Origin of the sequence: Brevundimonas sp. TWP2-3-4b1, from assembly GCF_049897665.1 — a bacterium.
In the GTDB taxonomy this organism is placed as follows: domain Bacteria; phylum Pseudomonadota; class Alphaproteobacteria; order Caulobacterales; family Caulobacteraceae; genus Brevundimonas; species Brevundimonas subvibrioides_B.
Window position 1 is genome coordinate 80,964 of sequence record NZ_JAFCWQ010000001.1, and the last position, 24,232, is coordinate 105,195.

Genomic DNA, 24,232 nt, shown 5'->3' on the forward strand with positions numbered 1-24,232 from the left:
CTCGGGTTCGCCGCCGGATCCGCTGAGGTTACGTCCGCCTAGCTCCGGCGCACGAGGATGACGCCGCCGATGACCAGGGCCACGCCCGCTATGCGGCCCAGATTGACCGGCGCCCGCGGCACGCCGAACGCGCCGAAATGATCCAGCGCCAGACTGATGATCAGCTGGCCCGCCACCATCAGGGTGATGGTCATGGCCACGCCCAGCCGGGGCACGGCCCAGGTTGCGGCGACCACGAAGATCGCGCCGTACAGGCCCCCGACCCAGGCATACCAGGGAAGCGCCTTCGAAGCTGCGATGTCGGGGCGGCTGTGCAGAATGGCCGCGAGGATGCCCAGCGCCGCCGTGCCGATGGCGAACGAGACGAAGGCGGCGTTGACCGGGCCGGTCACGGCCGTCGCCAGCCGGGCGTTCGTGGGCGCCTGAAGGGCGGTGGCGCCGCCGGCGAGGACAACCGCCAGCATGGCGATCCAGGGTGCGAAGTTCATAGGTTCAGCCTCTACCAGCGCGGATCGACGGGCGCACCGCCGAACATTTCGGCCATCCGGTCACGGGTCGACCTGTGCGCATCTTCGGGCAGGTTCCGCGGATCGAACCAGCCGGTCTCGGCGATCTCGCCATGGTGGGTCAACGCGCCCGCCTCAAAGGCGTCGAAGCGATAGACCAGCACATGGTCCCCCTTGAAGAACCGTTCGTTGGAATGGGCCGAGACCAGCCGGCCGGGCGTGGTCGCCTTCAGCCCCGTCTCCTCGAACAGTTCGCGCGCCGCTGCATCTCCGGTCGCCTCGCCGCGATCGACACCCCCGCCCGGCAGCCACCAGCCGGCGAGGTATGTGTGTTTCACCAGCATGACCCGCCCCTGGGCATCGACCGCCACGGACCGTACGCCCAGCGTCATGCCGCGCTGAAGCCGGGACCAGGCAAAGAAGAGCGGCCGGGTGAAGGGCTCGATTCGGACGCGCCAGTTCATGCGGCGACGCTACAGGACGACGACCTCGCCGTCCTCCTTGACGAACCGGTCGGGCCGCCGGTCCAGGACCTCGAACACCCGCTCCGACGGCCGCCCTATCACCACGCCCAGCGGCGTCTCGACGATCGGCCGGTTCACGAGGATCGGATGCTCGACCATGGCCGAGATCAGGGTCTCGTCGGACACCGCCGGATCGAGCAGACCCAGCGTTTCGGCGGGCGTGCCTTTCTCGCGCAGGACGGCGCGGGCCGGAACGCCCATGCGCGCGATCAGATCGGTCAGTTGCGACGCCGTCCAGCCGCTCTCGAGATAGAGCAAGACCTTCGGCGCATAGCCCTGGTCGAGAATGGCCCGGAGCACATTGCGAGACGTGCCGCAGTCGGGGTTGTGAAAGATCGTCACGGGAAAGTCGGTCATGGCCGCCTTGTCCGACAGGGACGGCCGGCGATCAACGCCTGCGTCAGACCGCCGGGATCGTGCGCCCCGTTCCGCCGCCCGGATGCCCGCCCGCTCGCTGGGGCAGCAACAGGATCAGCCCCACGATCACGACGGCAAGAACCGCGGATGCGACCGGTCGGCTGAAGGCCAGTCCGCCGTCGTCCAGCGGCTTGTCGAGGAAGTCGCCCACCGTCGCGCCCAGCGGTCGCGTCAGGATGAAGGCCGCCCAGAACAGCAGCACCCGGTTGACGCGCGTCCACAGCGCCAGCCCGGCCACGATCGCCAGCAGGGCTCCGAACACCGCTGCCGCGCCCAGGTAGCCCAGCCTGCCGGTGTCCGCCGTCCAGTCGCCCAGCGCCGTGCCCAGGGTCTGGGACAGGGTGATGGTCACCCAATAGAAGATCTCGGCGCGGGGCGAGCTGACGGTGTCGGACTGGATCTCGCCCTCGACCCTCCGCCAGACGCACAGCGACGCCAGCACCGCGGCCAGCAGCAAGGCCGAACCACCCGTATAGCCGATCCCCAGCGACCGCGTGGCGAAGTCGGCCAGGGTTGTCCCGGCGGTGGTGGAGGCGATGATCGTCGCCCAGTACAGGAACGGCTGAAACCGCCTCGCCCGGATCTGCGCCGCCACCAGCACCAGCAGGATCGTGGCGAAGATCGCCGTGCCCGTCAGGTAGCCCAGCCCCATCGACATGCTGACCGTGTCGCCGCCGGTCTCGCCGAGGGTCGTGGCGAGGATCTTGATCAGCCAGAAGCCGGCGGTGATGGCCGGGACCTTGCTCAGGATATCGCGTTCGCTAGGGGTCACGGCGGTCGCCTTGTTCGTCCGTCACAACGCTGATCTTCAATCGGGGCTTTGTTGCGTTCCAGGCCTTGCTCGCATCGACACCTTGAACCGTTCGACCGCGCCCTCTATTCCTGCGTCACAATCAGGAACTCCCCATGCTGGCCCTCTACATCATCCTCGGCTTCGTCGCCGTTCTCGGCGCCATTAACCTGTTCGAGTTCGGCCGGGTTGACTGAACTCCGGCGCGGCGCGGCGCTCGTCACGGGCGGTGCGCGCCGGATCGGCCGCGCCATCGTGCTGGCTCTGGCCGCGCGCGGCCATGACGTCGCTATCCACCATCGGGATTCGGTCGCGGACGCGGAGCAGCTGGCCGAAGAGGTGCGCGCGCTCGGTCGGCGCGCTGCGGTCCTGCCCACCGACCTGGCCGACGAGGCCGGGACCCGCGCCCTGATTCCGGCGGCGGTCGAGGTGCTTGGCCCGATCTCCGTCCTGGTCAACAATGCCTCTGTGTTCGAGGATGACCGTGTTGGCAGCCTGTCCCGCGAGACCTGGGACCTGCATCTCGAGACCAACCTTCGCGCCCCCCTCGTCCTGGCCGAGGCCTTCGCCGCCCAGGCCCCCGACGGCGCCTCGATCGTCAACCTGCTGGACCAGCGGGTGCTGAAGCCCGACCCGCGCTTCTTCTCCTATGCCCTGTCGCGAAACGGCCTGTGGTGGGCGACGCGGACCCTGGCCCAGGCGCTGGCGCCTCGCATTCGCGTGAATGGCGTCGGCCCTGGTCCGACCCTGGCCTCGATCCATCAGTCGGAGGCCGAGTTCGCCGCCGAACAGGCCGCCATGCCTCTGGGCCACGGCCCGTCGCCAGAGGACATCGCGGGAGCCGTCGTCTATCTCGTTGACGCCCGCTCGGTCACCGGCCAGATGATCGCCGTGGACGGCGGCCAGCACCTGGCCTGGCAGACCCCCGACATCGCCGAGTGAACCCCGCCGTGATTCAACCCCTTTCGGCCGCCCGGCGCGCCAACCTGACCGTCTTCGTCAAGGGCCTGCGGGTCGAGGCCGGCATCGGCATCTACGACCACGAGCACGGCCGGCTGCAGACCCTGGTCATCGACGTGACCCTCGATCTCGGTCCCGCCGAGGTCCACGGCCTGGCCGACACCATCAACTACGAGACCGTCGCCGCCTCCGCCCGCCGCATCATCGCCGAGGGCCACGTCGGCCTGGTCGAGACCTTCGCCGAGCGGCTGGCCCTGCACTGTCTGGAGAATGCCCGGGTGCTCGGCGTGACCGTGCGGATCGACAAGCCGGACGCGCTGGAGGCCGCCGACGGGGCCGGGTGCGAACTGACCTACAGACGCTGAAGGGTCTCGGCCGAAGGACGAGGGGGCTGCTGATTCGGCTCCAGCCTTGCCTTTGCCGGCTTTCGGCACGACATGTCGCCGCGCAATGCCCCAGGTTCGTTTTACCCGCCGTTTCTCGATGGCCCACCGCCTGCTCTCCGACCCCGCGTCGCGGTGCGCGGTGCCGCATGGCCACAACGAGTTCGTCCACGTCGTACTGGCCACGGAGGCGGAGATGGATTTCGGCGCCTCGAACTTCGTCACTTCGTTCGAAACGCTGAAAGGCCGCTGGCACGGTTTCATCGACAAGGCCGTGGATCACGCCTTCCAGCTGAACGGCGCCGATCCCATGCTGGCCTGGTTCCAGGCGAACGAGCCTCAGCGGGTCGACCGCCTGATGGTGTTCGACGGCGATCCGACGACCGAGGCCTTCGCGGTCGCCCTGCGTCGCAAGCTGGACGCCATCCTGGCCGACGACGGCTCGCCCTACCGCTGCGTCGAACTCACTCTGGAAGAGACCCCGACCAACGCCATCATCATCGGCGAGCACCTGAGCGCCGCCGAACGGGCCTGGGCCGCTGGAAGCTGGATCGACCGGGCCGATCTGTCGATCAACGACCTGAAGGGGTAAGGTTACGCGCGGTTCGGCTTGCCTCCGACCGGCGGCCCCGCCATTGTCCTGACCATGAACGCGAGGACCCCGATGGCCGAGCCCGGCGATCCCAATGCGCCCCAGAACTCTGATCCGGAGCTGCATGACGACGACCTGATCGGTTTCGCCTCGCCCGCCGCGCTGGAGGGTCAGATGCGCGCGCCCGCGCCGCGCCCGGTCGAGCCTGAACCCCAAGCGACGACTCCCGAGCCCGAGCCCGAGCCCGAGCTTGTCGTCGCGGAGCCCGGCCCGGTGGACACCCCGGTTCCCGAGATCGCCGCCCCGACCCCGATTCCCACCCCGGCGCCCACACCGGAGCCGATCCCGCAGTGGGCCCGCGAGACGCCGATCTTCGAACAACCCGTCGGCAGTTTCGCCCGTCGCGGCGAACAACCTGCGCCCGTAGACGGCGCCATGGGCATCTACGCCGTCTACGCCCTGATCCTGTTCGCCGTGCCGACCCTGGGCGTCTCGGCCCTGATCGCCCTGTTGGCCGTCACCGGCCGTGCCGGCCCGCAAGGCGAGGTGACCGCCAGCCATTTCATGTTCCAGCAGCGTACCCTGTGGGCCGGCGCCGTCGTCGCCCTGCTCGGCGCCATCCTGATCGCCGTGGGTCTTGGCGTCTTCGTTCTGTTCGTTCTGGCGGTGTGGTTGATCCTTCGCGGGGCCGGCGGCGTTCTGAAACTCAAGGCGGGCCGTCCGATCGAGCGCCCCCGCGCCTGGCTGTTCTAGGAGAGTCCCCATGTCCGACGCGTCGCAACCTCGGCTCGAGCCCGGCCACGAGGCCGAGGGCAAGCCCGCCGCCCTGATCGCCTGGGGCCTCTACATCCTGTCGATTCCGTCGGCCAATGTGCTGGTCCTGGTCGGACTGGTCGTCGCCTACGCCGCGCGCGGCTCCGCCACCGGTCTCCCGCGCCAGCATATCGAGGCCCAGATCGCGCTGTTCTGGTCGGTCTTCTGGTGGACCATCGCCCTGTGGGTCCTGATCGCGATCAGTATGGCGGCGTCGATCATCCTGATCGGCATCCCGTTCCTGCTGCTGTTCGGTGCCCTGTGGTTCCTGCTCAGCATCTGGTTCACGGTGAAGAGCATTCTCGGCATAGTGAACCTGATGTCGGACAAGCCCGCCTGATCAGGCGTGACCATACGGAACGGTGCGCCGCCCTAAGGGGTTTGACCCCGGTGCTGAGGGGATATTCATGACCGACTTCCGCGACGTCGCGGCCGAGCAACGCTACGAACAGGGCTTTACCGACGCCGACGGCGAAACCCGCCGCGTCTGGGCCGACTATTCTGTTCAGGGAAACCGTCGCGCCCTCCTTCACGTCGAGGCCGAAGACGAACTGCGTGGGTCAGGCGCGGCGGGCAAATTCATGCAGAACCTCGCCGACCACGCCCGCGCCGGGAACCATAGGCTGACGCCGGTGTGCAGCTATGCGGTCGCCTGGTTCAGGCGGCATCGGGACTACGCCGACGTGGTCGGCTAAACGTTTCGGGGCGCTACGTCATTCGCCCCCCAACGGACGCGCAGGAGCAAGGATGGACAGCATCGACCTTCAAGCCGTTCAGCAAGGGCTCGGCGCCGCTGCCGGTCCGCTCCAGACCTGGGTCCTGCCAGCCCTGCTGGGGCTCGGCCTCGCCTCGGCGACGGGTCTGCGCACCTTCCTGCCGTTGCTGATGCTGGCCCTCGCTGCGCGGTTCGGCCTGTTCGGCATCCAGTTGAACGACCAGATGGACTGGCTGGCGGACTGGCCCGCCATTGCGGCGCTCGGCGTCGCTGCGGTCGTCGAGTTCGCGGGCGACAAGATCCCCGTCGTCGATCACGGCCTCAACGTACTGGGCGCCTTCACCAGGCCGGTCGCTGGAGCGGTCGCGGCGGGCAGCGTCTTCGCCGGCCTCGACCCGACCACGGCCGCCATCGCCGGGGTCATCGTCGGCGCGCCGACCGCCTTCGCCTTCAACGCCGCCCAGGGAGGAGCCCGCCTGACCTCCACCGCGACGACCGGCGGCGTCGGCAATCCGGTCCTGTCCCTGATCGAGGACGTGCTGGCCTTCTGCACGGTGATCCTGGCCTTCCTGGCCCCGATCCTCGTTCCGGTGGTGCTGATCGTCCTGGCGGTTCTGGTGTTCCGCCTCGCGAAGCGCCTGCGGCAGAGGCTTTACGCCCGTGACGGCGTCACGGCAGGCGCGACACGATCGCCTTGATGGTCTCGGCCTTGGCCGGCAGGTCGTCGGCCAGGCGCGAAGCGATTTCCCTTGCCCCGACCGGATATGCGTCGCCGCCCTTGGCGATCTCGTCGGCCAGGGTCGCCGCGTCGTTCAGGATTTTTTCCAGCGCCTCGACCTGCTCAATGGCCAGGGCGCGTGCTTCCATCTGTAGGCGCCTGACCCGTTCGGTGGTGCTTTCGGGCGCGCGCATGAGGTCATAGACCTCGGATTCGACGACGAGTCTCAGGTCGGGCTTGTTCGGCTTTTTCGTCGGCATCGGCAATCCTTTTTCACGGAGCACAATGGCGATGTGGTCAAGCTGTTCCTTGCCTTCGCGGAGAGTTGTGTTTGTCGTCCCCGACTGTTGCCGGGGCGCCGCAGCAGGGGCTGACTCCCCCGACCCAAACGGCTAGGCTTGAGCGGTCCGGAGGGAAACCATGCATGAGATTCAGGCGGGAGTCGGGGGGGCGCTGGGTCTGATCGCGGGGGCCGCGAGCGAGCCCGCAGCGACGCAGGAACGCGTAGTCACGGAAATCCCCTACATCACCTGCGACGGCTCGTTGTGGCGGGCGAGCCTCGACGGCGAACGGTTTCTGCATACGGCCAGAGACGCCGACGCGGGGCACGAAGACACCGTCATCCATTATCAAACCTGGGACGGAGGCTGCTGGCGTGCGAGGTGGGACGCCGATGCGCGGCGGTTCGACCATTCGCCCTTCGGTGCGGGGTCGGCCCATCCCGACACGATCCTGAACTTCCTCGACTGGGAAGGTGTGCCCTGGACCGCCCGTCGCGACGGTGACGACTGGATCGTCACGCGCCGCTAGAGTCCACAGACCCTGGAGCAGGCCCGGGCTGGCGACCTCAGGCCTCTTCCTGTTGCCGCTCTCGCTCCTCGGCGGTCATGACCTCGGCGGCGTCCTCGTTCAGGGCCTGGGCCTCGCGACGGGGCTTGACGTAAGGTTCGGGCTGCGGGGTCGAGGTGTTGTTCCTCCACAGGCTGCGGCCGGCCTGTGGCCCGCCGGTGACCTGGAGGATGAGCCTCTCCTCGTCGCGACGACGCACGTCCTCGATCGTCTCGCGCGCCTCGTCCTCGGAGAAGCCGAGGTCCTTCAACACATGCTCGCCGAACGCCAGGGCGCTTTCGAAGGTCTCGCGGATGTGGAACTCGACGCCCGCGTTGATCAGCCGGATCGAATGGCCCCGGTCATAGGCGCGCACGAACAGTTTGGTCAGCGGGAACTCGGCCTTGACCAGTTCCACGATCCGGTCCGCCGCCTCAGGCTTGTCGACGCAGACCAGGATGGTCTCGGCCCCCTCGGCGCCCGACGCGCGCAGCACGTCCAGGCGCGAGCCGTCACCGTAATAGACCTTGAAGCCGAACTTTCCGGCCGCCTGGATCATCTCCACGTCCATGTCGATGATCGACACATCGATGTCGCGGGCCAGCAGCGGCTGCGCCACGACCTGGGCGAACCGGCCGAAACCGATGATCAACACCCGCTCGCGCAGGTTCGCGGCCCGGTCCACGCCATCCGCCTCGTCCGGATCCAGCGCCTCGTCAGGTCTCAGCCTGTCTGCGATGAACAGCCGAACCGGTGTGAGGGCCATCGACAGAATGACCATCGCCGACAGGATCGCCGCCATGCGCGGATCGAACAGGCCGGCCGCCCCCGCCGTCGCATACAGGACGAAGGCGAACTCCCCGCCTTCGCCCATCAGGGCGGCGCGCAACAGCCCTTCGCCGTGGCTTTGTTTCAGCCGGGCGACGGCATAGACGCCGATCATCTTCAGCGCCGAGAAGGCCACGACCCCGCCCAGCACCCAGGCCCAGTCGCGCACGACCACGGCGAGGTCCAGCGACATGCCGATGGCCAGGAAGAACAGGCCAAGCAGGATGCCGCGGAACGGCTCCACATCGGCCTCCAACTGGTGCCGGAACGTCGATTCCGACAGCAGCACGCCCGCCAGAAAGGCGCCCATGGCCATGGATAGTCCGCCCAGACTGACGGCAAAGGCGGAGCCCAGCACCACGACCAGCGCGCCCATGGTCATGACCTCGCGCCCGCCGTAGCGCGCCAGAAGGCGGAACAGGGGGTTCACCAGCCAGCGCCCCGCGACATAGACCCCGGCCACGGCCGCGACCGCAGACCCGATGGTGATCCAGACCGGCCTCGCGGCCTCCACGGCGGTGCCATAGGCCCCAGCCAGGGCGGCGACGATCGCGAGCAGCGGTACGATGGAGAGGTCCTCGAACACCAGCACCGACACGACCCGCTGGCCCGCCGGTCCGGATTTCTCGTTTCGCTCCTCAAGCAGCTGCATGACGATGGCCGTGGACGACAGGGCGAAGCCGAAGCCGGCGATCACCGCTGCATACCAGGGCAGGCCCGCAAGCAGTGCGGCGCCAGTCAGCAGGACGGCGCAGGTCATCACCTGCACGGCGCCGAGGCCGAAGATTTCCCGCCTCAGGCTCCACAGCCGCGCCGGTCGCATCTCCAGTCCGATGATGAACAGGAACAGCACGATGCCGATCTCGGCCACATGCAGCATGGTTTCCGGCTCACGCACGACGCCCAGGGCCGACGGTCCCAGGATCAGACCGGCGGCCAGATAGCCCAGCACAGCGCCGAGGCCGAACCGCTTGAACAGGGGCACGGCGACGACCGCCGCCGCCAGCAGCGCCACCGCGTGGCCCAGACCCATTCCCGTCGGTTCCGCCATGATCCGTCCCGTGCCGCGAGCCCCTATAGTGGCGACGCTTTGCCGCGATTGCGAGGGGCGTCAGGCTTGCGCCAGCTCCACGATCCGCTTCACCAGCCCGCTCTCCGGGTCGCCCAGCGGGTCCAGGACGGTGAAGTGGTTCAGGCCCGGCAGGGCCTCGAACCGCGTCTTCACCCCCTTGCCGCCCCAGAAGTTCGCCATGTCCCGCGACTGGCGCACGAACTCGCTCGTTTCGTCCGCCCCGACGACGCAGTCCAGAACCGTCCCGCCCGGCGTCGATCCGTTCGGGGCGGGCCAGTGAACCGGCGACAGGGCGGCCGCCTCGCGCGCATCCAGCCGCAGCGCATCGTTGAGCGAGGTCGGGATCAGCGGCTCCAGATCGAACAGGCCCGAGATCGCGACGGCCGCCGAAGCCCGTCCCTCCGACAGCATGCAGGCCGCCAGATGCCCGCCGGCGGAATGGCCGAACACGACCGGCCGCCTGCCGGTCCGCGTGCGGATCAACTCCACCGCATCCCGAATCTCGCCGACGATCCGCCCCAGCCGCACATCGGGACACAGGTCATAGGACGGTACGGCCAGGCTGACGCCATGCGTCAGAAACGCCGGCGCGATCCAGCTGAACCACGATCGATCCAGCGCCTGCCAGTATCCGCCATGGCTGAAGACCGCGACCGGCGCGTCCGGCCCGGCCTCGAACAGGTCCATGACCTCACGCTTGCCGGGGCCGTAGGGCAGGGCGGTCGGCGGATGGAGCGCCCGAGCCGTCTCCGCATCCGCCTTCCACCTGGCCATGACGGCGGCGTGATCGGGCACGGCCGCGCGGTTGTTGTACCCGGCTTCGAGATCCACGTCTGATTGGGGGGGCTTATCGCTCACGTGCGCATCCGCTACTCAGGCCACCGAACACCGGAGCCCACGACCATGATGACCGCCATCTTCGTCTTCATCAAATGCGAGCTGGGCCACGCCAATGACGTCGCCGCCGACATGGTCGACAATGTCGAATATGTCTCGGAGGTCTATTCCACCTCGGGCCAGTACGACCTCTTGGCCAAGTTCCAGCTGCCCCGGGAGATGGACATCGGCACCTTCGTCACGAAGTCGGTCCAGACCCGCCCCCACATCCGCGACACCTTCACCGTCATCACCTTCTCGCCCTTCCTGCCCAGCAAGTGACGCCCGGCGCCACCTCCCCGTGCGCGCTTGCGCATGGGGAGGTGGCGGCGAGCCCTTGCGAGCTGACGGAGGGATTCTTGCCGCGACCAGGACCCCCTCCGTCTCTCCGGCTCCGCCTCCGAGCCACCTCCCCATCCGCCGAGCGGCGGACAGGGAGGAGACAAAACGCTCGAAGCTGACGCCGCGTCACGGTGGCTTATCCAGACTGATCGCTGCTAACCTGTCCCCCAGAGGCGCAGGCACAGGCGTCAGGGAGCGAACCATGGCCGATCTGGAATCCTTCCGCGCGGAGACGCGCGCCTGGCTTGAGGCGAACTGCCCGGCGGAATGCCGCGGTCCGCTCGACAATGACGAGGACCGCGTCTGGGGCGGCCGCAACGCAACCTTCAAGACCCCGGCCCACAAGCGCTGGATGGACGTCATGGCCGCGCGCGGCTGGACCGCGCCCCAATGGCCGACCGAGTACGGCGGCGGCGGTCTCGACCGGGAAAAGGCCAAGGTCCTGGCCTCGGAGATGCGCCGCATCGACGCCCAGATGCCCCTGTCGTCCTTCGGCGTCTGGATGCTGGGCCCGGCCCTGCTGCAGTTCGGCACCGAGGAACAGAAGAAGCGCTTCCTGCCCGAGATCGTGCGTGGCGAGATTCGCTGGTGCCAGGGCTATTCCGAACCCGGCGCCGGTTCCGACCTGGCCGCCGTCCAGACCCGCGCCGAGGACAGGGGCGACCACTGGATCATCAACGGCCAGAAGATCTGGACCTCCTACGCCGACAAGGCCGACTGGATCTTCTGCCTGATCCGCACCGATACTGAGGCGCCGAAACACCTCGGCATCTCCTTCGTCCTGTTTGACATGGCGACCCCGGGGGTGACGACCCGGCCGATCGAGCTGATCTCCGGCAAGTCCGCCTTCTGCGAGACCTTCTTCGACGACGTCCGCGTCGAGAAGGAGAACCTGATCGGGACGCTGAACCGCGGCTGGGACGTCGCCAAGGCCCTGCTGGCCCACGAACGCACCATGATCGGCGGCATCGGCGACATCGGCCGGCCGATGAGCCAGGTGGCGGTGGACTCGATCGGTCTGGACGACACCGGCCGTCTCGACGAACCCATGCTGCGCGCGAAGATCGCCGATCTGGAGATCGACGCCGCCGCCTTCCGCCTTTCGATGGAGCGGGTCGGCGACCAGGTGAAGGCCAAACAGGTCTCTCCGGCCATCGCCTCGATGCTGAAATACTATGGCTCGGAGCTGAACAAGCGTCGCCATGAACTGGCCATGGCCGCCGGCGGCTCGGACGCCCTGGAGTGGGAGAGCGAGCGCTCGCACAAGGGCACGCCGGCCCGCGACTGGCTGCGCACCAAGGCCAATTCGATCGAGGGCGGCACCTCCGAGGTTCAGCTGAACATCATCGCCAAACACCTGCTTCAGCTGCCGGGAGCCTGAGCCCATGCCCCTGATCCTGACTGAAGAGCAGACCATGCTGAAGGACGCCGCCGACGGCTTCCTCAGCGAAAACGCGCCCATCGCCCACTTCCGCAAACTGCGGGACATGAAAGATGCTGATGGCGTGTCGCGCGACCTGTGGAAGGCGTTCGGCGAGATGGGATTCGCCGGCGTTATCATCCCCGAGGAACACGGCGGCTCCGGCCTCGGCGCGGTCGAGGCGGGCATTGTGGCCGAGGGTCTGGGCCGCACCCTGACGCCTTCGCCCTTCTTCGGCTCGTCGATCCTGGCCGCCCGCATCCTGATCGACGCGGCTTCCGCCGATCAGCAGTCCGCCTGGCTGCCGAAGATCGCGGCCGGAGAGGCCATTCTGTCACTGGCTCTCGATGAGGGGCCGAAACACCAGCCGTCGCGGATCGCCACCACGGCCGAACGCAGCGGCAACGGCTTCAAGCTCAACGGCGCCAAGGGCTTCGTCCTCGACGGCCACATCGCCGACGCCCTGATCGTGGCGGCCAAGACGGATGCCGGCCTGACCCTGTTCCTCGTCGATCCGAAGACCTCTGGCGTCGAGATCGAGCGCACTGTCATGGTCGACGCCCACAACGCCGCCCGCATCACCCTGACCGACGTCCACGTCGACTCTGACGCCGTCATCGGCGACGTCGATGCGGGCGAGGCGGCCCTCGATGGCGCACTGAACCTTGGCCGCGCCTGCGCCGCCGCTTGTCTGACCGGCGCTGGCGACCAGGCCTTCCTGACCACGGTCGAATACCTCAAGACCCGCAAACAGTTCGGCAAGCTGATCGGCGAGTTCCAGGCCCTGCAACATCGCGCCGCCCACCTGTTCACCGAGCTGGAGCTGGCCAAGGCCGCCGTCCTCGGCGCCCTGCAGCGCCTCGACGCCGGCGCGCCGAAAGCCGACCTCGCCGTCTCCATTGCCAAGGCCAAGGCCGGCCGCGTTGCGGAGCTGGCGGTCCAGGAAGCGGTCCAGATGCACGGCGGCGTCGGCATGACCGAGGCGTACGATGTCGGCCTCTATATGAAGCGGGTGCGGGTGCTGAACGAACTGCTCGGCGACGCCGGCTTCCACGCCGAGAAGCTGGCGCGGGCGAGCGGCTACTGATCCGACCCTCTCCCCCTGCGGGAGAGGGAGAGCGCACACGGCGGCGCAGCCGTCGTCCTTGTGCGATCAGGTGAGGGGTCACACCAGCGGTTGGATCGGAGAGGTCGGTGTAACCCCTCATCCGTCTCGCTTCGCTCGCCACCTTCTCCCGCAAGGGGAGAAGGGCTAAGTCGGCGTCAGGGAGACTCTGCATGACGCTGAACAGCGCGACCTATCTGACCGGTTTCGGCAACCACTTCGCCACCGAGGCCGTCCCCGGCGCCCTGCCGATCGGCCGGAACTCGCCGCAGAAGACGCCGATGGGCCTCTATGCGGAGCAACTCAGCGGCACGGCCTTCACCGCCCCGCGCGCCGAGAACCGCCGCAGCTGGCTCTACCGCCTGCGCCCTTCGGCCCAGCATCCGGCCTATCAGCCGTTCGATCAGGGTCGCGTTCGCTCCGGCCCCTTCCACGACGCCCTGCCAAGCCCGAACCGCATGCGCTGGGACCCTCTGCCCCTGCCGACCACGCCGACCGACTGGGTCGAGGGCCTGGTTACCTATGGCGGCAATGGCGATGCGGAGGCCCAGGTCGGCGTCGGCATCCACCTCTACGCCGCCAACCGGTCGATGACGGACCGCGTCTTCTACGACGCCGACGGCGAGCTGCTGATCGTGCCGCAGGAGGGCGAACACGCCTTCGTCACCGAGTTCGGACGGATTGAGGCCAGCGCCGGCCATATCGTCGTCATCCCGCGCGGGGTGCGCTTCCGCGTGGAGTGCAGCGGCCCCACCCGCGGCCCCATCCGCGGCTATGTCTGCGAGAACTACGGCGCGCCGTTCCGCTTGCCGGACCTGGGCCCCATCGGCTCGAACGGCCTGGCCAATCCGCGCGATTTCGAGACCCCGGTCGCGGCTTTCGAGGACGTCACCCGCCCTACGGAATGCGTGCAGAAATACGCCGGCCGCCTGTGGGTCACGACCTTCGATCACTCGCCGCTCGACGTCGTCGCCTGGCATGGCAACAACGCGCCCTACCGCTGGGACACGGCCCGGTTCAACACCATCGGGACGGTCAGCTTCGACCACCCGGACCCCTCGATCTTCACCGTCCTGACGTCGCCATCGGACACGGTCGGCACGGCCAACTGCGACTTCGTCATCTTCCCGCCGCGCTGGATGGTGGCCGAGGACACCTTCCGTCCGCCGTGGTTCCACCGCAACGTCATGAGCGAGTTCATGGGTCTGGTGACCGGGGCCTATGACGCCAAGGAGGGCGGCTTCGCCCCCGGCGGCGCCTCGCTGCACAACTGCATGAGCGGCCACGGCCCGGATCAGGCGAGCTACGAAAAGGCGGTCTCGGCCGACCTCAAGCCGCACAGGCTGGACAACACCCTGGCCTTCATGTTCGAGACCCGTCTCCCGATCCGCACCACGGAATGGGCGCAAACCACGCCGACGATGCAGCTCGACTACGACGACGTCTGGACCGGCTTCGCCCGGGGCGACGTCTCCAAATAAGCTAAGGACTATCCATGCGCATCCTGATCGTGGCCCTCGCCCTGTTGTCCGCAGCCTGCTCGCCTATGGCTGGACAGGCCCCGGATGCCGGCGCCCCGACCCAGACCGCCGGGGCGGCCTGCGCCGCGCGGGGCGGGGAGATCATGCGCGTCGGCCGTTTGCAGACCTCGCGCTGCGTCGTGCCCTTCCCGGACGCGGGCAAGGTCTGCCGCGACGGCGACGACTGCCTCGGCGACTGCCGCGCCGAGACCGCGGGTCCGCGCGAGGGAGCGGTCACCGGCGTCTGCGCGCCCAACGACCTGCCGTTCGGTTGCAACACCCCGGTTGAGAATGGCCGCGCCGGCCCCACCCTGTGCGTCGACTGACGGCCCCCAAGGTTCAGGACGCATCCGTGCGGGTCATGCTAGCGTTTCTGTCGCATGACCCTGCCTGAACTCGCCGCCCTGCTGGGCCTCAACCTCGTCCTGCTGACCGTGACGATGCTGGCCCTCTGGGGACTGGCGCTGCGGCTGAAGGACGTCAGCTTCATCGACGGCGTCTGGCCCTTGGGGATGCTGCTCCTGGCCCTGATCACCTTCCCCCGCACCGACGGCGATCAGACGCGAAAATTCCTGCTGCTCTGGCTCTGCGCCGTCTGGGCCGTCCGCCTGGGTTGGCACCTGCTGCGCCGGTGGCGCGCGAACGGCGTCGACGGCCGCTACGCCGAGATCGTCGAGACCCAGGAGAGGGAGCACGGCTGGAGTTTCGGCAAGACCGCCCTGCTGTTCGTCTTCCTGCCCCAGGCGTTTCTGGGGTGGTTGACCTCCCTGCCGGTGCAACTGGGCCAGGTCGAACACGGGCCGATCGGCTGGCTCGGCTGGATCGGGGCCCTCGTCGTCGTGGTCGGCATCGGTTTCGAGAGCGTCGGTGACGCCCAGCTTGCCGCCTTCCGCAAGGATCCGAAAAACAAGGGCAAGGTGCTGGACACGGGCCTGTGGCGCTACACCCGCCACCCCAACTATTTCGGCGACGCCTGCGTCTGGTGGGGGCTGTGGCTGATCGCGGCCGAGACCGGCTGGGTCGGGATCGCCTCGGTGGTCGGGCCGATCTTCCTGACCTTCACCCTGACCCGCTGGTCGGGGATCGGCATCACCGAGAAGGCCATCGGAAAGTCCCGGCCGAAATACGCCGACTACATCCGCCGCACGAGCGCCTTCATCCCGATGCCGCCGAAGAAGACATAGCGAAAACCCCCGCCGCTTTCGCGACGGGGGCTACGTAGTCTTCTGAAGGCTAATCGGGGTTCATGACACCCCGTGCCGATCGGCTTAGTGGGCCGGGGCTTCTGGAGCCGAAGGCGAGGTGTTCGGCGTGTTGGCGGTGGTCATGCCGCCATCGGCGTTACCGGCCTGTTGCTCGATGCGGTCAGCTTCAGCGTTCAGGGCAGTTTCCTGCTGTTCGGTCGGAGCAGCGGCGGCCTGCTGTTCCAGGGCGTCAGCCTGGACTTCGGCAGACTTGTCGGCAGCGGATTCGCCGCAGGCGGCGAGCGAGCCGGCCAGGGCGATGGCGGCGGAGGCGATGATCAGTTTACGCATGGGGAATTCCTTTCAGTGAAGCCCAAAAAATGCACCACCTCACGGAAGGTTCACGGGTACGTGAAGAAAAACATGATCGACGTTACGCGATGTCGGCAAAGGCGACCCGCGCCGCGCCCAGCAGAGCGGCCTGTTTGTGGGTGATCACCCAGGTCGGGACATCGGCCATATAGTCCTGAAACCGGCCCTTCCTCTCGAAGCGCTCACGGAAGGGGCTGGCCTTCAGGAAGGGCAGGATGCGGGGCGCGATTCCGCCGGCGATATAGACCCCGCCCCGCGAACCCATCGTCAACGCCACGTCGCCGGCCACGGCGCCCAGGATGGCGCAGAACCGGGCCAGGGTGGCGCCACAGTGGCTGCGCGGGTCGGCCAGAGCCTCGTTCGTGATCTGGGCAGGATCATCGATATGGGTCACGCGGCCGTCGATCTGGGCCAGGGCCCGGTGCATGTTCAGCAGGCCCGGACCGCAGATCAGCCGCTCGATCGACACCCGGTCGTAGCGCTGGCGCAGGATGCGCAGGATTTCGTCCTCGACCGGATCGCCCGGCGCGAAACAGGCGTGGCCGCCCTCGGACGGCAGGGCGATTTCCCGACCGTGGATATCCCGTGCGAGGGCCGATACGCCGAAGCCGGTGCCCGGGCCCAGCACCGCGATGGCGGAATGCGGATCGCCTTCGGTCGGCCCGCCCAGATGCGCCAGATCCGCCGCCGGTACGACCGGCGCGCCCCAGGCCAGAGCCTCGAAGTCGTTGATCAGCCGCACGGGATTGAGGCCCAGTGCCTGCAACTCGGCTTCCGACACCGCCCACGGGCTGTTGGTCAGGTCGATGGCCCCGTCGGTCACCGGTCCGGCCACGGCGATGACGCCTCCCGAGGGTTTGACATCGCAGCCATCGACGAAGGCCGCGACCCCTTTCAGGAAGGTCGGATACTGTTCGGCCGGGAAACTCTCGTGGTGGTCCAGCGTGATCTGGCCGTCGACCATGCGGGCGAGGGCGAAGCGGGCATTCGTTCCGCCGACATCGCCGACGAGAAGGGTGCTGTCGCTCATGCGTCGATCTCCCGGTTCTGCACATTGGGATCGGCGACATCGCGGATCTCGGGTTGCTGCTGCGTTGGTTCGGCCGCGAAACAGATCGAGGCGCCGCGCTCGGCCGACGACACTGCCGCGCGGAAGGCGCCGAACAACTCGCGGCCATAGCCCCAGCTCTGCACCGAGTTCGGCCGCGCCCGCTCGCGCGTGGTCAGGTCGGCGTCGATGGCCAGGACACCGGCCTCGGCGTCCAGTCGGACGATGTCGCCCTCGAGCACATAGGCCAGCGGCCCTCCCTCCAGCGCTTCCGGCGTCACATGGATGGCCGCCGGGGTCTTGCCCGAGGCGCCCGACATCCGGCCGTCGGTGACAAGAGCGATCGGCACGCCCCGATCCTGCAGCACGCTCATCAGGGGCGATAGGGAGTGCAGTTCCGGCATGCCGTTGGCCTTCGGCCCCTGGAAGCGCAGGACGATCACGCCGCCCCCATCCAGCGCGCCCGCCTGGAAGGCCGCGAGCACGTCCTCCTGGGCATCGAAAACCCGTGCGGGGCCTTCGACCCTGCGATGCTGCGGCTTCACGGCCGAGATCTTGATCACCGCCCTGCCGAGGTTGCCCTTCACCAGCCGCAGGCCGCCCTCGCTGTCGAAGGGGTCGGAGGCGGGACGCAGGATGTCGCGGTCCAGGCTCTCGGCCACGCCATCCTTCCAGACCAGCTCGCCGTCGATCATCGCCGGCTCCTGGAAATAATGGTGGATGCCCCCGCCCATGATGGTGGTGACGTCGGAATGGATATGGCCCGCCTGGGCCAGTTCCCGCGCCACGAAGGCCACGCCGCCCGCCGCCTGGAAGGCGTTCACATCGGCTGATCCGTTCGGATAGATCCGCGCCAGCAACGGGGTCACGGACGACAGCTGGTCCATGTCGGTCCAGTCGATCAGCACCCCCGCCGCCCGCGCCATGGCGACCAGGTGGATGGCGTGGTTGGTCGATCCGCCGGTGGCGAGCAGGGCCACGATCATGTTCACGATCGACTTCTCGTCCACGACGTCAGCCATCCGGGACTCGCCGTTGACGGCCAGCTCGACCGCCCGCTTCGCAGCGGCCGCCGTCAGGGCGTCGCGCAGGCCCGTCTCCGGGTGAACGAAGGCGGTCGACGGCATATGCAGTCCGCCCAGCTCCATCATCATCTGGTTGGAGTTGGCCGTGCCGTAGAAGGTGCAGGTGCCGGGCGAATGGTAGGAGCCGATCTCGCTTTCCAGCAGGGTCTGGCGATCCACCTTGCCCTGCGCATACTCGGCCCGCACCCGCGCCTTTTCGGCATTCGGAATGCCCGAGGGCATCGGCCCTGCGGGGGCGAACACGACGGGCAGGTGGCCGAACGCCAGCGCCCCCATGAACAGGCCCGGCACGATCTTGTCGCAGACGCCGAGCATCATGGCTGCGTCGAAGGCGTCGTGGGTCAGGGCGACCCCGACCGACATGGCGATGACGTCGCGGCTGAACAGCGACAGTTCCATCCCCGGCCGCCCCTGGGTGACGCCGTCGCACATGGCGGGCGTGCCGCCCGCGACCTGCGCCGTCGCGCCGACCTCGCGGGTGGCCTTGCGGATCACATCCGGGAAGCGTTCGAACGGCTGATGCGCTGACAGCATGTCGTTGTAGGCGGTGACGATGCCGACATTGGGCGTCTTGCCGTCCATCACCTTCAGCTTGTCGGCGATGGTCTGGCCCGCGAAGGCATGGGCCCAGTTGGCGCACGACAGCTTGGCGCGACCGACCCCCGCGTCCCGCGCCGCGTCCATGCGGCGGATGTAGTCGGTCCGCGTCTCGCGACTGCGTTCGATGATGCGGGCTGTAACCTCCGCGACAACAGGATGCAGTGCCATCAACCGGCCTCCGTCCAGACGATTTCGAGCGGGACCTTGGCGGCGATCATCGCCGCGATCGGTTGCACGGCCGGATCGCCTTGGGCCTCCCGCTCGAACACCGAACGCTTGGCTGCGCCTTTAAGGCCCAGGATCACCCGACCCGCCGACATCAGGTACGGCAGGTTGATCGAGATCCGCTCCAGGCTCGGCGCCATCCCGTCACGCCCGTGCGGCACGCCCAGCACCGTGGGCTTCAGCGTCGGCGACAACAGGGTCTTCAGCGTCGGGCTGCCGGGGAACATCGAGCAGATGTGCCCGTCCTCGCCCATGCCCAGAAGCACTGCGTCGAACCGCCCGCCGGCCTCGGCCAGCCTGTGCGCCGCCACCGCCGCCGCCCGGTCGACCGTGACCTCGGAATGGTACAGCGGAAGGAAGGTCGCCCGTGACGCCGGCCCCTGGAGCAGCACGGCCTTGATCAGCCGCGCGTTCGATTCCGGGTCGGTCTCGGGCACATAGCGCTCGTCGACGAGGGTGACCGCGACCCTGTCCCAGCCGATGTCGGCCTGGGCCAGACGGGCATAGACAGGGGACGGGGTCGAGCCGCCGGGACCGGCGAACAGGGCCCTGCCGTCGGCGAGCACGGCGGCGGCCAGCGATTCTTCGATGCGGCCGGCGATCGTAGCCGACCAGGCGTCGAGGGTGGGGAAGGTCTCGATTTCGGCCATATTATTTCCGTGCATCCCCGCGAAGGCGGGGACCCAGTTCTGTCGTGAGGCACAAGGTCCGTTGGCGGCGGGGCTCACACGGCGCCGCTGATCGCCCAAAGGCCTGGGTCCCTGCCTTCGCGGGAATGCACGGAGTGAAGCGGGTCATGCCTGCGTGTTCCAGTCCCGGCCGGTCCGCACCATCAGCATGTCGGCGGCATCCGGGCCCCACGTTCCCGCCCGATAAGGCTGCGGCTTCACCTTGCCGTCGACCCAGGCCTGCGACACGCCGTCGACCCACTCCCAGGCCTTTTCCGCCTCGTCGCGGCGCACGAACAGGGTCGAATCCCCGTTCAGCGCATCGAGCAGCAGCCGCTCATAGGCGATCCGGCGGCGCGGCGGCTTGTCCCCGGCCCCGCCTACGCCCCACGACAGGGACATCTGGATCGGCTGAAGCTGCATCCGCTGATCCAGACCCGGCTTCTTGTTCATGACCGTAAGGGAGATGTCTTCCTCGGGCTGCAGCTCGATGACCATGCGGTTGGCGCTGTCTTCCTCGTGGCCGTTGTCGCCGAAGATCGAGTGCGGCACCGGCTTGAACTGGATGACGATCTCGGTCCGCTTCTCGGGCAGTCGCTTCCCGGTGCGCAGGAAGAACGGCACCCCGGCCCAGCGCCAGTTGTCGATGTCCACGCGGATGGCGACAAAGGTCTCGGTGTCCGAGTCCGCCCCGCGTTCCTCGTCGTAGCCCGGAACGCGCTGGCCCTCGACGGTGCCCGAAACATACTGGCCCCGCACGGTGGTGCGTTCGGCGTCCTCTTCGGTGATGGGGCGCAGGGACCGGATGACCTTGACCTTCTCGTTGCGCACCGAGTCCGGATCGAGGTCAGACGGCGGCTCCATCGCCACCAGGCACAACAGCTGCAGCATGTGGTTCTGCAGCATGTCCCGCAGGGCGCCGTATTCGTCGTAGTAGGGCCAGCGGTCGCCGACCCCGACCGTCTCGCCGACCGTGATCTGGACATGGTCGATCGACAGGTTGTTCCACAGCGGCTCGAAGATGACGTTGCCGAAGCGCAGCGCGATCAGGTTCTGGACCGTCTCCTTGCCGAGATAGTGGTCGATGCGGAACACCTGCTGTTCCGAGAAGGCGTCGGCGACCGCGTCGTCGATGGCGCGGAAGCTCTCGAGATCGCGCCCGACCGGCTTCTCCAGCACCACCCGGTCTTCGGGCTCGGCCAGACCCGCCGCCCGCATGGCCGTGACGATCCTGGCGTAAAGCGACGGCGAGACGGCGAGGAAGCTTGTGCAGGACCCGTCGCCCACCTTGTCCTTCAGCGGCTTCAGGCTCTCCGCCGAGGTGGCGTCGACGGCGAGATAGTCGAGCCGCGCCTTCATCCGGCTCCAGCTGGCGTCATCCCAGGCGTCGTCGGCCTTCGCCTTGCCCTCGACGGCCGCGCGGACCTTCTCCACATACTCGTCCCGGCTCTCCTCGGAGCGGGCCGCGCCGATGATTTTCAGCCCGTCCGGCAACAGGCCGTCGTGCTCCAGGAAGTAAAGCGAGGGCAGCAGCATGCGCATCGCCAGATCGCCGCCGCCGCCGAACAGCACCAGAGCCGTCATGCTTGCCTGTCTCCCTGTCGGGGACGAGGCCCCGTCGTCTATTGTGGTTGTTTGGCCGGTCGCTCGCGCGAGGCCAACACGTCCAGCACCGCCTGAAACGACAAGTGACGCGCCCGTAACAGAACGAGCAAGTGGTAGATCAGGTCCGCCGCTTCGGATGCGACTTCTTCATCAGGCCCGGCGGCGCCGGCCAGGGCCGTCTCCACGCCCTCCTCGCCGACCTTCTGTGCGGCCCGCTTGGGCCCCTGCGCCAGGAGTTTCGCCGTCCAGCTGCTCTCCGGATCGGCGCTCGCGCGTTCGGCGATGGTCCGTTCCAGCCGCGCGATCCGGCCCAGGCCCGGCGCGTCCGCATCGCCGAAACAGCTGGTCGTCCCGAGGTGACAGGCCGGCCCCATCGGCCGCACCGCCAGCACCAGGGCGTCGCCGTCGCAGTCGGGCGTGATCGATACGACCGTCAACCGGTTGCCGCTGGTCTCGCCCTTGCGCCAACGGCCGCCGCGCGAGCGCGAGAAGAAGGTCGCCTCTCCCGACGCGATCGTCTCCTCCAGCGCCGCCCGGTCCATATAGGCGAGCGTCAGCACCTGAAGCGTGTCGGCGTCCTGCACCACGGCCGGGATCAGGCCGCCGCCCTTGGCGAAGTCGAGGTTGGATGGATCGATCATCTTAGGTTCCGTGCATCCCCGCGAAGGCGGGGACCCAGTTCTTTTGTGACGCACGGCGTCCGGGATTGATGTGAGGGACGAGCCGGGTCTGCCCGATCGTCTGAAAACCTGGGTCCCCGCCTTCGCGGGGATGCATGGAGAGGGTCGTCACTGCCGCACCTCAACACCCGCGCCCGCCAGGAACGCCTTCAGATCAGGCACCGCGATCTGTCCGGAGTGGAACACGCTGGCCGCCAGCGCGCCCGACACGTTCGCCCGGTCGAACACGTCGAGGAAATGCGACGCCGCCCCGGCCCCGCCCGAGGCCACCAGAGGAATGGTCAGTCGCGACCGTGCATCGGCCAGCTGCGCCGTGTCATAGCCCTTGCGCACCCCGTCCTGGTCGATGCAGTTCAGCACGATCTCGCCGGCGCCGCGCTCCTGCGCCTCGACGATCCAGTCCATCGTCCGCCGCCCGGCGAGCCGCCGCGCATCGGGATCGCCAGTGTATTTGTGCACGACATAGTCGCCGTCCTCGCGCCGACTATCGACGCCGACGACGACGCACTGCGACCCCAGCCGCTCGGCTATCTCGGAGATCAGCTCAGGCCGCTCCAGTGCCGGCGAGTTGATCGAGACCTTGTCCGCCCCGTTGTCGAGACAGGCCGCCGCCTGATCCACGCTGCGGATTCCGCCCGCCACGCAGAAGGGAATGTCCAGCAGCCTGGCGATATCCCGCACCCAGCCATAGTCCAGCGTGCGCCCCTCGGGGCTCGCGGTGATGTCATAGAAGACCAGTTCGTCGGCGCCCTCGTCGCGATAGCGGGCGGCGAGTTCGCAGGCGTCGCCCATGTCGACATGCCCCTCGAACCGCACGCCCTTCACGACCCGGCCGTCCTTGACGTCCAGGCAGGGGATGATGCGTCGAGCCGTCATTGGACGACTCGCTTCTTGAGAAAAGAGGAGGCGGTCAAGTCACAGCCTCGATCGCCTGTCGCGCGGTGAACCGGCCCTCGTAGATCGCCCGACCGACGATAGCGCCGTCGCAACCGATGGCCTTCGCCGCCAGCAGGTCCTCCAGCGAGGAGACCCCGCCCGATGCCTGCACCTTCAGCTCCGGCCGCCGCTCCAGCACTTCGGCCAGCAGCTCCAGATTCGGCCCGGTCAGCGCCCCGTCCCGGCCCACGTCGGTGATCAGCACATGTTTCAGCGTCCCGACCGGATAGCGATCCAGCGCCGCCCACAGGTCCAGCCCCGCCGCCTCGGTCCAGCCCTTCAACGAGGGTACGGGAACCCCGTCCTCGCCGACCCGAACGTCGAACGCCAGAGTGATCCGATCCGGGCAGAATCGCTCCAGCCATGCCGCCACCACGACCGGATTGCTGACCGCCAGCGATCCGACCACGACCCGCGATACGCCCGCAGCCAGCAGCTGCTCCACATCGTCCACGTCGCGCACGCCGCCGCCTGACTGGATCTTGACCTCGATACTGCCGGCCAGTTCGCCGACCAGGGCGTGCTGCACCGCGCGGCCGGCCTCGGCGCCGTCCAGGTCGACGATGTGGACCCAGGTCGCGCCCTCGGCGACGAACGCCGCCAGCCGCGCGGCCGGGACCTGATCATACTCGGTCACCTGATCGAACCGGCCGTGCATCAGCCGCACGCAGACGCCGTTCCGCAGATCGATGGCGGGATAGACGATCATGCGTCGAGCTCCAGGAAGTTTCGCAAGATTTGCGCGCCGGCCTTCGCCGAACGCTCCGGGTGAAACTGGCAGCCCCAGCGATTGCCTTGTCGCACCATGGCCGGAACCTTGGCGCCGTAGTCGGCGCAGGCGATGGTCGCATCGGTATCGGGACAGACGTAGGAATGCACGAAATAGGCATAGTCGCCCTCGCGAACGCCCTGCAGGATCGGGTCGTCGGCCAGCCCATGGAGCTGGGACCAGCCCATGTGCGGCACCGGCAGGTCGTCGCGGACAGGCATCCGGGTGACCCGTCCGGGAATGAACCCGAGCATCGTCGCCCCGCCGTTCTCCTCACTCTCGGCGAACAGCAACTGTTGGCCGAGGCACAGGCCCAGCAGCGGCCGTTCGAACCTCTTGATGATGTCGGTCAGGCCGAGGGCGCCCATCCGCTCCATGGCGTAGCCCGCCGCCCCGACGCCCGGCAGGACGATGCGCTCGGCCTCCGCGATCACGGCGGCGTCCGAGGTCACGATGACTTCGGCGCCCAGCCGCTCCAGCGCGAACTGGACGGACGCGGTGTTCCCCGCGCCGAGATGGACGATGGCGATCACCGCGCCCTCTCCCGGTGGGAGAGGGCTTGAGCGCCCGGGAGCGTCAGCGATCGGTATTGCGCGAAAGGGTGAGGGTCGTGCGCTACCGGTGAGACCCGACCCTCATCCGTCTCGCTGC

At 68.2% G+C, this 24,232-nt stretch carries 30 protein-coding genes; 14 read left to right on the forward strand and 16 right to left on the reverse strand.

Annotation, left to right across the window (positions count from 1 at the left end):
- Positions 1–38 precede the first annotated feature (38 nt).
- Genes ACP7A5_RS00435 through ACP7A5_RS00450 form a run of 4 tightly spaced genes read right to left on the reverse strand, consistent with a single transcriptional unit; the run spans position 39 to position 2,219 of the window.
- Entirely contained in the window at positions 39–488 is a 450-nt protein-coding gene (locus ACP7A5_RS00435) for a DMT family transporter (RefSeq protein WP_425988732.1), read from the reverse strand.
- A gap of 11 nt (positions 489–499) precedes the next feature.
- Positions 500–970, reverse strand: a complete 471-nt coding sequence (locus ACP7A5_RS00440; protein WP_426040067.1) for an NUDIX domain-containing protein — start codon at positions 968–970, stop codon at positions 500–502.
- A 9-nt stretch (positions 971–979) separates the two neighbouring features.
- On the reverse strand, positions 980–1,387 hold the full coding sequence (gene arsC, locus ACP7A5_RS00445) for an arsenate reductase (glutaredoxin) (RefSeq protein WP_426040068.1): 408 nt from the start codon (positions 1,385–1,387) through the stop codon (positions 980–982).
- 43 nt (positions 1,388–1,430) lie between these two features.
- Positions 1,431–2,219, reverse strand: a complete 789-nt coding sequence (locus ACP7A5_RS00450; protein ID WP_426040069.1) for a hypothetical protein — start codon at positions 2,217–2,219, stop codon at positions 1,431–1,433.
- Positions 2,220–2,426: 207 nt separating this feature from the next.
- Here ACP7A5_RS00450 and ACP7A5_RS00455 point away from each other — a divergent pair, with 207 nt between their 5' ends.
- From ACP7A5_RS00455 to ACP7A5_RS00485, 7 genes are all read left to right on the forward strand, one after another.
- Positions 2,427–3,179, forward strand: coding sequence for an SDR family oxidoreductase (locus ACP7A5_RS00455; RefSeq protein ID WP_426040070.1), 753 nt, complete (start codon positions 2,427–2,429; stop codon positions 3,177–3,179).
- Between the two features lie 8 nt (positions 3,180–3,187).
- Positions 3,188–3,562: a dihydroneopterin aldolase gene (folB, locus tag ACP7A5_RS00460; protein WP_426040071.1), complete on the forward strand. Its 375-nt coding sequence runs from the start codon at positions 3,188–3,190 to the stop codon at positions 3,560–3,562.
- An 85-nt stretch (positions 3,563–3,647) separates the two neighbouring features.
- On the forward strand, positions 3,648–4,172 hold the full coding sequence (locus ACP7A5_RS00465; RefSeq protein ID WP_426040072.1) for a 6-pyruvoyl trahydropterin synthase family protein: 525 nt from the start codon (positions 3,648–3,650) through the stop codon (positions 4,170–4,172).
- Between the two features lie 72 nt (positions 4,173–4,244).
- Entirely contained in the window at positions 4,245–4,925 is a 681-nt protein-coding gene (locus tag ACP7A5_RS00470; protein WP_426040073.1) for a DUF4870 family protein, read from the forward strand.
- 10 nt (positions 4,926–4,935) lie between these two features.
- A complete protein-coding gene (locus ACP7A5_RS00475) occupies positions 4,936–5,325 on the forward strand; it encodes a hypothetical protein (RefSeq protein ID WP_426040074.1) in 390 nt (129 codons plus the stop codon).
- Positions 5,326–5,392: 67 nt separating this feature from the next.
- Positions 5,393–5,680: a GNAT family N-acetyltransferase gene (locus ACP7A5_RS00480; protein ID WP_426040075.1), complete on the forward strand. Its 288-nt coding sequence runs from the start codon at positions 5,393–5,395 to the stop codon at positions 5,678–5,680.
- A gap of 52 nt (positions 5,681–5,732) precedes the next feature.
- Positions 5,733–6,398, forward strand: coding sequence for a DUF4126 domain-containing protein (locus tag ACP7A5_RS00485; RefSeq protein WP_426037241.1), 666 nt, complete (start codon positions 5,733–5,735; stop codon positions 6,396–6,398).
- Here ACP7A5_RS00485 and ACP7A5_RS00490 read toward each other — a convergent pair.
- Entirely contained in the window at positions 6,370–6,678 is a 309-nt protein-coding gene (locus tag ACP7A5_RS00490) for a hypothetical protein (protein ID WP_426040076.1), read from the reverse strand. The two genes, ACP7A5_RS00485 and ACP7A5_RS00490, sit on opposite strands and share 29 nt — an antisense overlap.
- Positions 6,679–6,838: 160 nt before the next feature.
- Here ACP7A5_RS00490 and ACP7A5_RS00495 point away from each other — a divergent pair, with 160 nt between their 5' ends.
- Positions 6,839–7,228, forward strand: coding sequence for a hypothetical protein (locus tag ACP7A5_RS00495; RefSeq protein WP_426040077.1), 390 nt, complete (start codon positions 6,839–6,841; stop codon positions 7,226–7,228).
- Between the two features lie 37 nt (positions 7,229–7,265).
- Here the strand turns inward: ACP7A5_RS00495 and ACP7A5_RS00500 are convergent, their stop codons facing one another.
- Together ACP7A5_RS00500 and ACP7A5_RS00505 are read right to left on the reverse strand one after the other, a co-directional pair.
- The gene (locus ACP7A5_RS00500; protein WP_426040078.1) at positions 7,266–9,125 is read right to left on the reverse strand and encodes a monovalent cation:proton antiporter-2 (CPA2) family protein; all 1,860 of its coding nucleotides are present in this window, start codon (positions 9,123–9,125) and stop codon (positions 7,266–7,268) included.
- Between the two features lie 60 nt (positions 9,126–9,185).
- The gene (locus ACP7A5_RS00505) at positions 9,186–10,004 is read right to left on the reverse strand and encodes an alpha/beta hydrolase (RefSeq protein WP_426040079.1); all 819 of its coding nucleotides are present in this window, start codon (positions 10,002–10,004) and stop codon (positions 9,186–9,188) included.
- A 45-nt stretch (positions 10,005–10,049) separates the two neighbouring features.
- Here ACP7A5_RS00505 and ACP7A5_RS00510 point away from each other — a divergent pair, with 45 nt between their 5' ends.
- The 6 genes from ACP7A5_RS00510 (at position 10,050) to ACP7A5_RS00535 (ending at position 15,593) form a co-directional block, all read left to right on the forward strand.
- Positions 10,050–10,304 (forward strand): Lrp/AsnC ligand binding domain-containing protein, encoded by a 255-nt coding sequence (locus tag ACP7A5_RS00510; RefSeq protein WP_426040080.1) that lies wholly within the window; start codon positions 10,050–10,052, stop codon positions 10,302–10,304.
- A 262-nt stretch (positions 10,305–10,566) separates the two neighbouring features.
- Positions 10,567–11,745 (forward strand): acyl-CoA dehydrogenase family protein, encoded by a 1,179-nt coding sequence (locus ACP7A5_RS00515; protein ID WP_426040081.1) that lies wholly within the window; start codon positions 10,567–10,569, stop codon positions 11,743–11,745.
- A 4-nt stretch (positions 11,746–11,749) separates the two neighbouring features.
- Positions 11,750–12,871, forward strand: a complete 1,122-nt coding sequence (locus ACP7A5_RS00520; protein ID WP_426040082.1) for an acyl-CoA dehydrogenase family protein — start codon at positions 11,750–11,752, stop codon at positions 12,869–12,871.
- A 191-nt stretch (positions 12,872–13,062) separates the two neighbouring features.
- Positions 13,063–14,370, forward strand: a complete 1,308-nt coding sequence (gene hmgA, locus ACP7A5_RS00525) for a homogentisate 1,2-dioxygenase (RefSeq protein WP_426040083.1) — start codon at positions 13,063–13,065, stop codon at positions 14,368–14,370.
- 14 nt (positions 14,371–14,384) lie between these two features.
- Entirely contained in the window at positions 14,385–14,735 is a 351-nt protein-coding gene (locus tag ACP7A5_RS00530) for a hypothetical protein (protein ID WP_303694129.1), read from the forward strand.
- Positions 14,736–14,789: 54 nt separating this feature from the next.
- Positions 14,790–15,593, forward strand: coding sequence for a DUF1295 domain-containing protein (locus tag ACP7A5_RS00535; protein ID WP_426040084.1), 804 nt, complete (start codon positions 14,790–14,792; stop codon positions 15,591–15,593).
- A gap of 84 nt (positions 15,594–15,677) precedes the next feature.
- On the opposite strand, the gene ACP7A5_RS00540 is transcribed toward ACP7A5_RS00535, so the two are convergent.
- The 9 genes from ACP7A5_RS00540 to hisH all read right to left on the reverse strand — a co-directional run bounded on the left by ACP7A5_RS00540 (position 15,678) and on the right by hisH (position 24,114).
- Positions 15,678–15,944, reverse strand: a complete 267-nt coding sequence (locus tag ACP7A5_RS00540; RefSeq protein ID WP_426040085.1) for a hypothetical protein — start codon at positions 15,942–15,944, stop codon at positions 15,678–15,680.
- Positions 15,945–16,026: 82 nt separating this feature from the next.
- Positions 16,027–16,995 carry a glucokinase gene (gene glk, locus ACP7A5_RS00545; RefSeq protein WP_426040086.1) on the reverse strand — a complete coding sequence of 323 codons (969 nt, stop codon included), beginning with the start codon at positions 16,993–16,995 and terminating at the stop codon, positions 16,027–16,029.
- The gene (gene edd, locus ACP7A5_RS00550) at positions 16,992–18,866 is read right to left on the reverse strand and encodes a phosphogluconate dehydratase (protein WP_426040087.1); all 1,875 of its coding nucleotides are present in this window, start codon (positions 18,864–18,866) and stop codon (positions 16,992–16,994) included. Before edd ends, glk begins: the two co-directional genes overlap by 4 nt.
- Complete coding sequence (pgl, locus tag ACP7A5_RS00555; RefSeq protein WP_426040088.1) at positions 18,866–19,573, reverse strand: 6-phosphogluconolactonase; 708 nt, start codon at positions 19,571–19,573, stop codon at positions 18,866–18,868. Before pgl ends, edd begins: the two co-directional genes overlap by 1 nt.
- Positions 19,574–19,717: 144 nt before the next feature.
- The gene (zwf, locus tag ACP7A5_RS00560) at positions 19,718–21,175 is read right to left on the reverse strand and encodes a glucose-6-phosphate dehydrogenase (protein ID WP_426040089.1); all 1,458 of its coding nucleotides are present in this window, start codon (positions 21,173–21,175) and stop codon (positions 19,718–19,720) included.
- 38 nt (positions 21,176–21,213) lie between these two features.
- A complete protein-coding gene (hisIE, locus tag ACP7A5_RS00565) occupies positions 21,214–21,837 on the reverse strand; it encodes a bifunctional phosphoribosyl-AMP cyclohydrolase/phosphoribosyl-ATP diphosphatase HisIE (RefSeq protein WP_426040090.1) in 624 nt (207 codons plus the stop codon).
- 147 nt (positions 21,838–21,984) lie between these two features.
- Positions 21,985–22,752, reverse strand: coding sequence for an imidazole glycerol phosphate synthase subunit HisF (hisF, locus tag ACP7A5_RS00570; RefSeq protein ID WP_426040091.1), 768 nt, complete (start codon positions 22,750–22,752; stop codon positions 21,985–21,987).
- Positions 22,753–22,786: 34 nt separating this feature from the next.
- Complete coding sequence (hisA, locus tag ACP7A5_RS00575; RefSeq protein ID WP_426040092.1) at positions 22,787–23,521, reverse strand: 1-(5-phosphoribosyl)-5-[(5-phosphoribosylamino)methylideneamino]imidazole-4-carboxamide isomerase; 735 nt, start codon at positions 23,519–23,521, stop codon at positions 22,787–22,789.
- Positions 23,518–24,114 (reverse strand): imidazole glycerol phosphate synthase subunit HisH, encoded by a 597-nt coding sequence (gene hisH / locus ACP7A5_RS00580; RefSeq protein ID WP_426040093.1) that lies wholly within the window; start codon positions 24,112–24,114, stop codon positions 23,518–23,520. Before hisH ends, hisA begins: the two co-directional genes overlap by 4 nt.
- Between the last annotated feature and the right edge of the window lie 118 nt (positions 24,115–24,232).

Bases quoted from the DNA above. Each gene is read 5' to 3' on its own strand.
- ACP7A5_RS00540 (WP_426040085.1), bottom strand. From the start codon at position 15,944: ATGCGTAAACTGATCATCGCCTCCGCCGCCATCGCCCTGGCCGGCTCG.
- ACP7A5_RS00475 (WP_426040074.1), top strand. From the start codon at position 4,936: ATGTCCGACGCGTCGCAACCTCGGCTCGAGCCCGGCCACGAGGCCGAG.
- zwf (WP_426040089.1), bottom strand. From the start codon at position 21,175: ATGACGGCTCTGGTGCTGTTCGGCGGCGGCGGCGATCTGGCGATGCGC.
- ACP7A5_RS00500 (WP_426040078.1), bottom strand. From the start codon at position 9,125: ATGGCGGAACCGACGGGAATGGGTCTGGGCCACGCGGTGGCGCTGCTG.
- hisF (WP_426040091.1), bottom strand. From the start codon at position 22,752: ATGACGGCTCGACGCATCATCCCCTGCCTGGACGTCAAGGACGGCCGG.
- edd (WP_426040087.1), bottom strand. From the start codon at position 18,866: ATGGCACTGCATCCTGTTGTCGCGGAGGTTACAGCCCGCATCATCGAA.
- ACP7A5_RS00530 (WP_303694129.1), top strand. From the start codon at position 14,385: ATGCGCATCCTGATCGTGGCCCTCGCCCTGTTGTCCGCAGCCTGCTCG.
- ACP7A5_RS00535 (WP_426040084.1), top strand. From the start codon at position 14,790: ATGACCCTGCCTGAACTCGCCGCCCTGCTGGGCCTCAACCTCGTCCTG.
- pgl (WP_426040088.1), bottom strand. From the start codon at position 19,573: ATGGCCGAAATCGAGACCTTCCCCACCCTCGACGCCTGGTCGGCTACG.
- ACP7A5_RS00485 (WP_426037241.1), top strand. From the start codon at position 5,733: ATGGACAGCATCGACCTTCAAGCCGTTCAGCAAGGGCTCGGCGCCGCT.
- ACP7A5_RS00490 (WP_426040076.1), bottom strand. From the start codon at position 6,678: ATGCCGACGAAAAAGCCGAACAAGCCCGACCTGAGACTCGTCGTCGAA.
- ACP7A5_RS00495 (WP_426040077.1), top strand. From the start codon at position 6,839: ATGCATGAGATTCAGGCGGGAGTCGGGGGGGCGCTGGGTCTGATCGCG.
- hisIE (WP_426040090.1), bottom strand. From the start codon at position 21,837: ATGATCGATCCATCCAACCTCGACTTCGCCAAGGGCGGCGGCCTGATC.
- ACP7A5_RS00470 (WP_426040073.1), top strand. From the start codon at position 4,245: ATGGCCGAGCCCGGCGATCCCAATGCGCCCCAGAACTCTGATCCGGAG.
- ACP7A5_RS00440 (WP_426040067.1), bottom strand. From the start codon at position 970: ATGAACTGGCGCGTCCGAATCGAGCCCTTCACCCGGCCGCTCTTCTTT.
- hisA (WP_426040092.1), bottom strand. From the start codon at position 23,521: ATGATCGTCTATCCCGCCATCGATCTGCGGAACGGCGTCTGCGTGCGG.
- ACP7A5_RS00435 (WP_425988732.1), bottom strand. From the start codon at position 488: ATGAACTTCGCACCCTGGATCGCCATGCTGGCGGTTGTCCTCGCCGGC.
- glk (WP_426040086.1), bottom strand. From the start codon at position 16,995: ATGAGCGACAGCACCCTTCTCGTCGGCGATGTCGGCGGAACGAATGCC.
- hmgA (WP_426040083.1), top strand. From the start codon at position 13,063: ATGACGCTGAACAGCGCGACCTATCTGACCGGTTTCGGCAACCACTTC.
- arsC (WP_426040068.1), bottom strand. From the start codon at position 1,387: ATGACCGACTTTCCCGTGACGATCTTTCACAACCCCGACTGCGGCACG.
- ACP7A5_RS00465 (WP_426040072.1), top strand. From the start codon at position 3,648: ATGCCCCAGGTTCGTTTTACCCGCCGTTTCTCGATGGCCCACCGCCTG.
- ACP7A5_RS00515 (WP_426040081.1), top strand. From the start codon at position 10,567: ATGGCCGATCTGGAATCCTTCCGCGCGGAGACGCGCGCCTGGCTTGAG.
- ACP7A5_RS00510 (WP_426040080.1), top strand. From the start codon at position 10,050: ATGATGACCGCCATCTTCGTCTTCATCAAATGCGAGCTGGGCCACGCC.
- ACP7A5_RS00520 (WP_426040082.1), top strand. From the start codon at position 11,750: ATGCCCCTGATCCTGACTGAAGAGCAGACCATGCTGAAGGACGCCGCC.
- ACP7A5_RS00480 (WP_426040075.1), top strand. From the start codon at position 5,393: ATGACCGACTTCCGCGACGTCGCGGCCGAGCAACGCTACGAACAGGGC.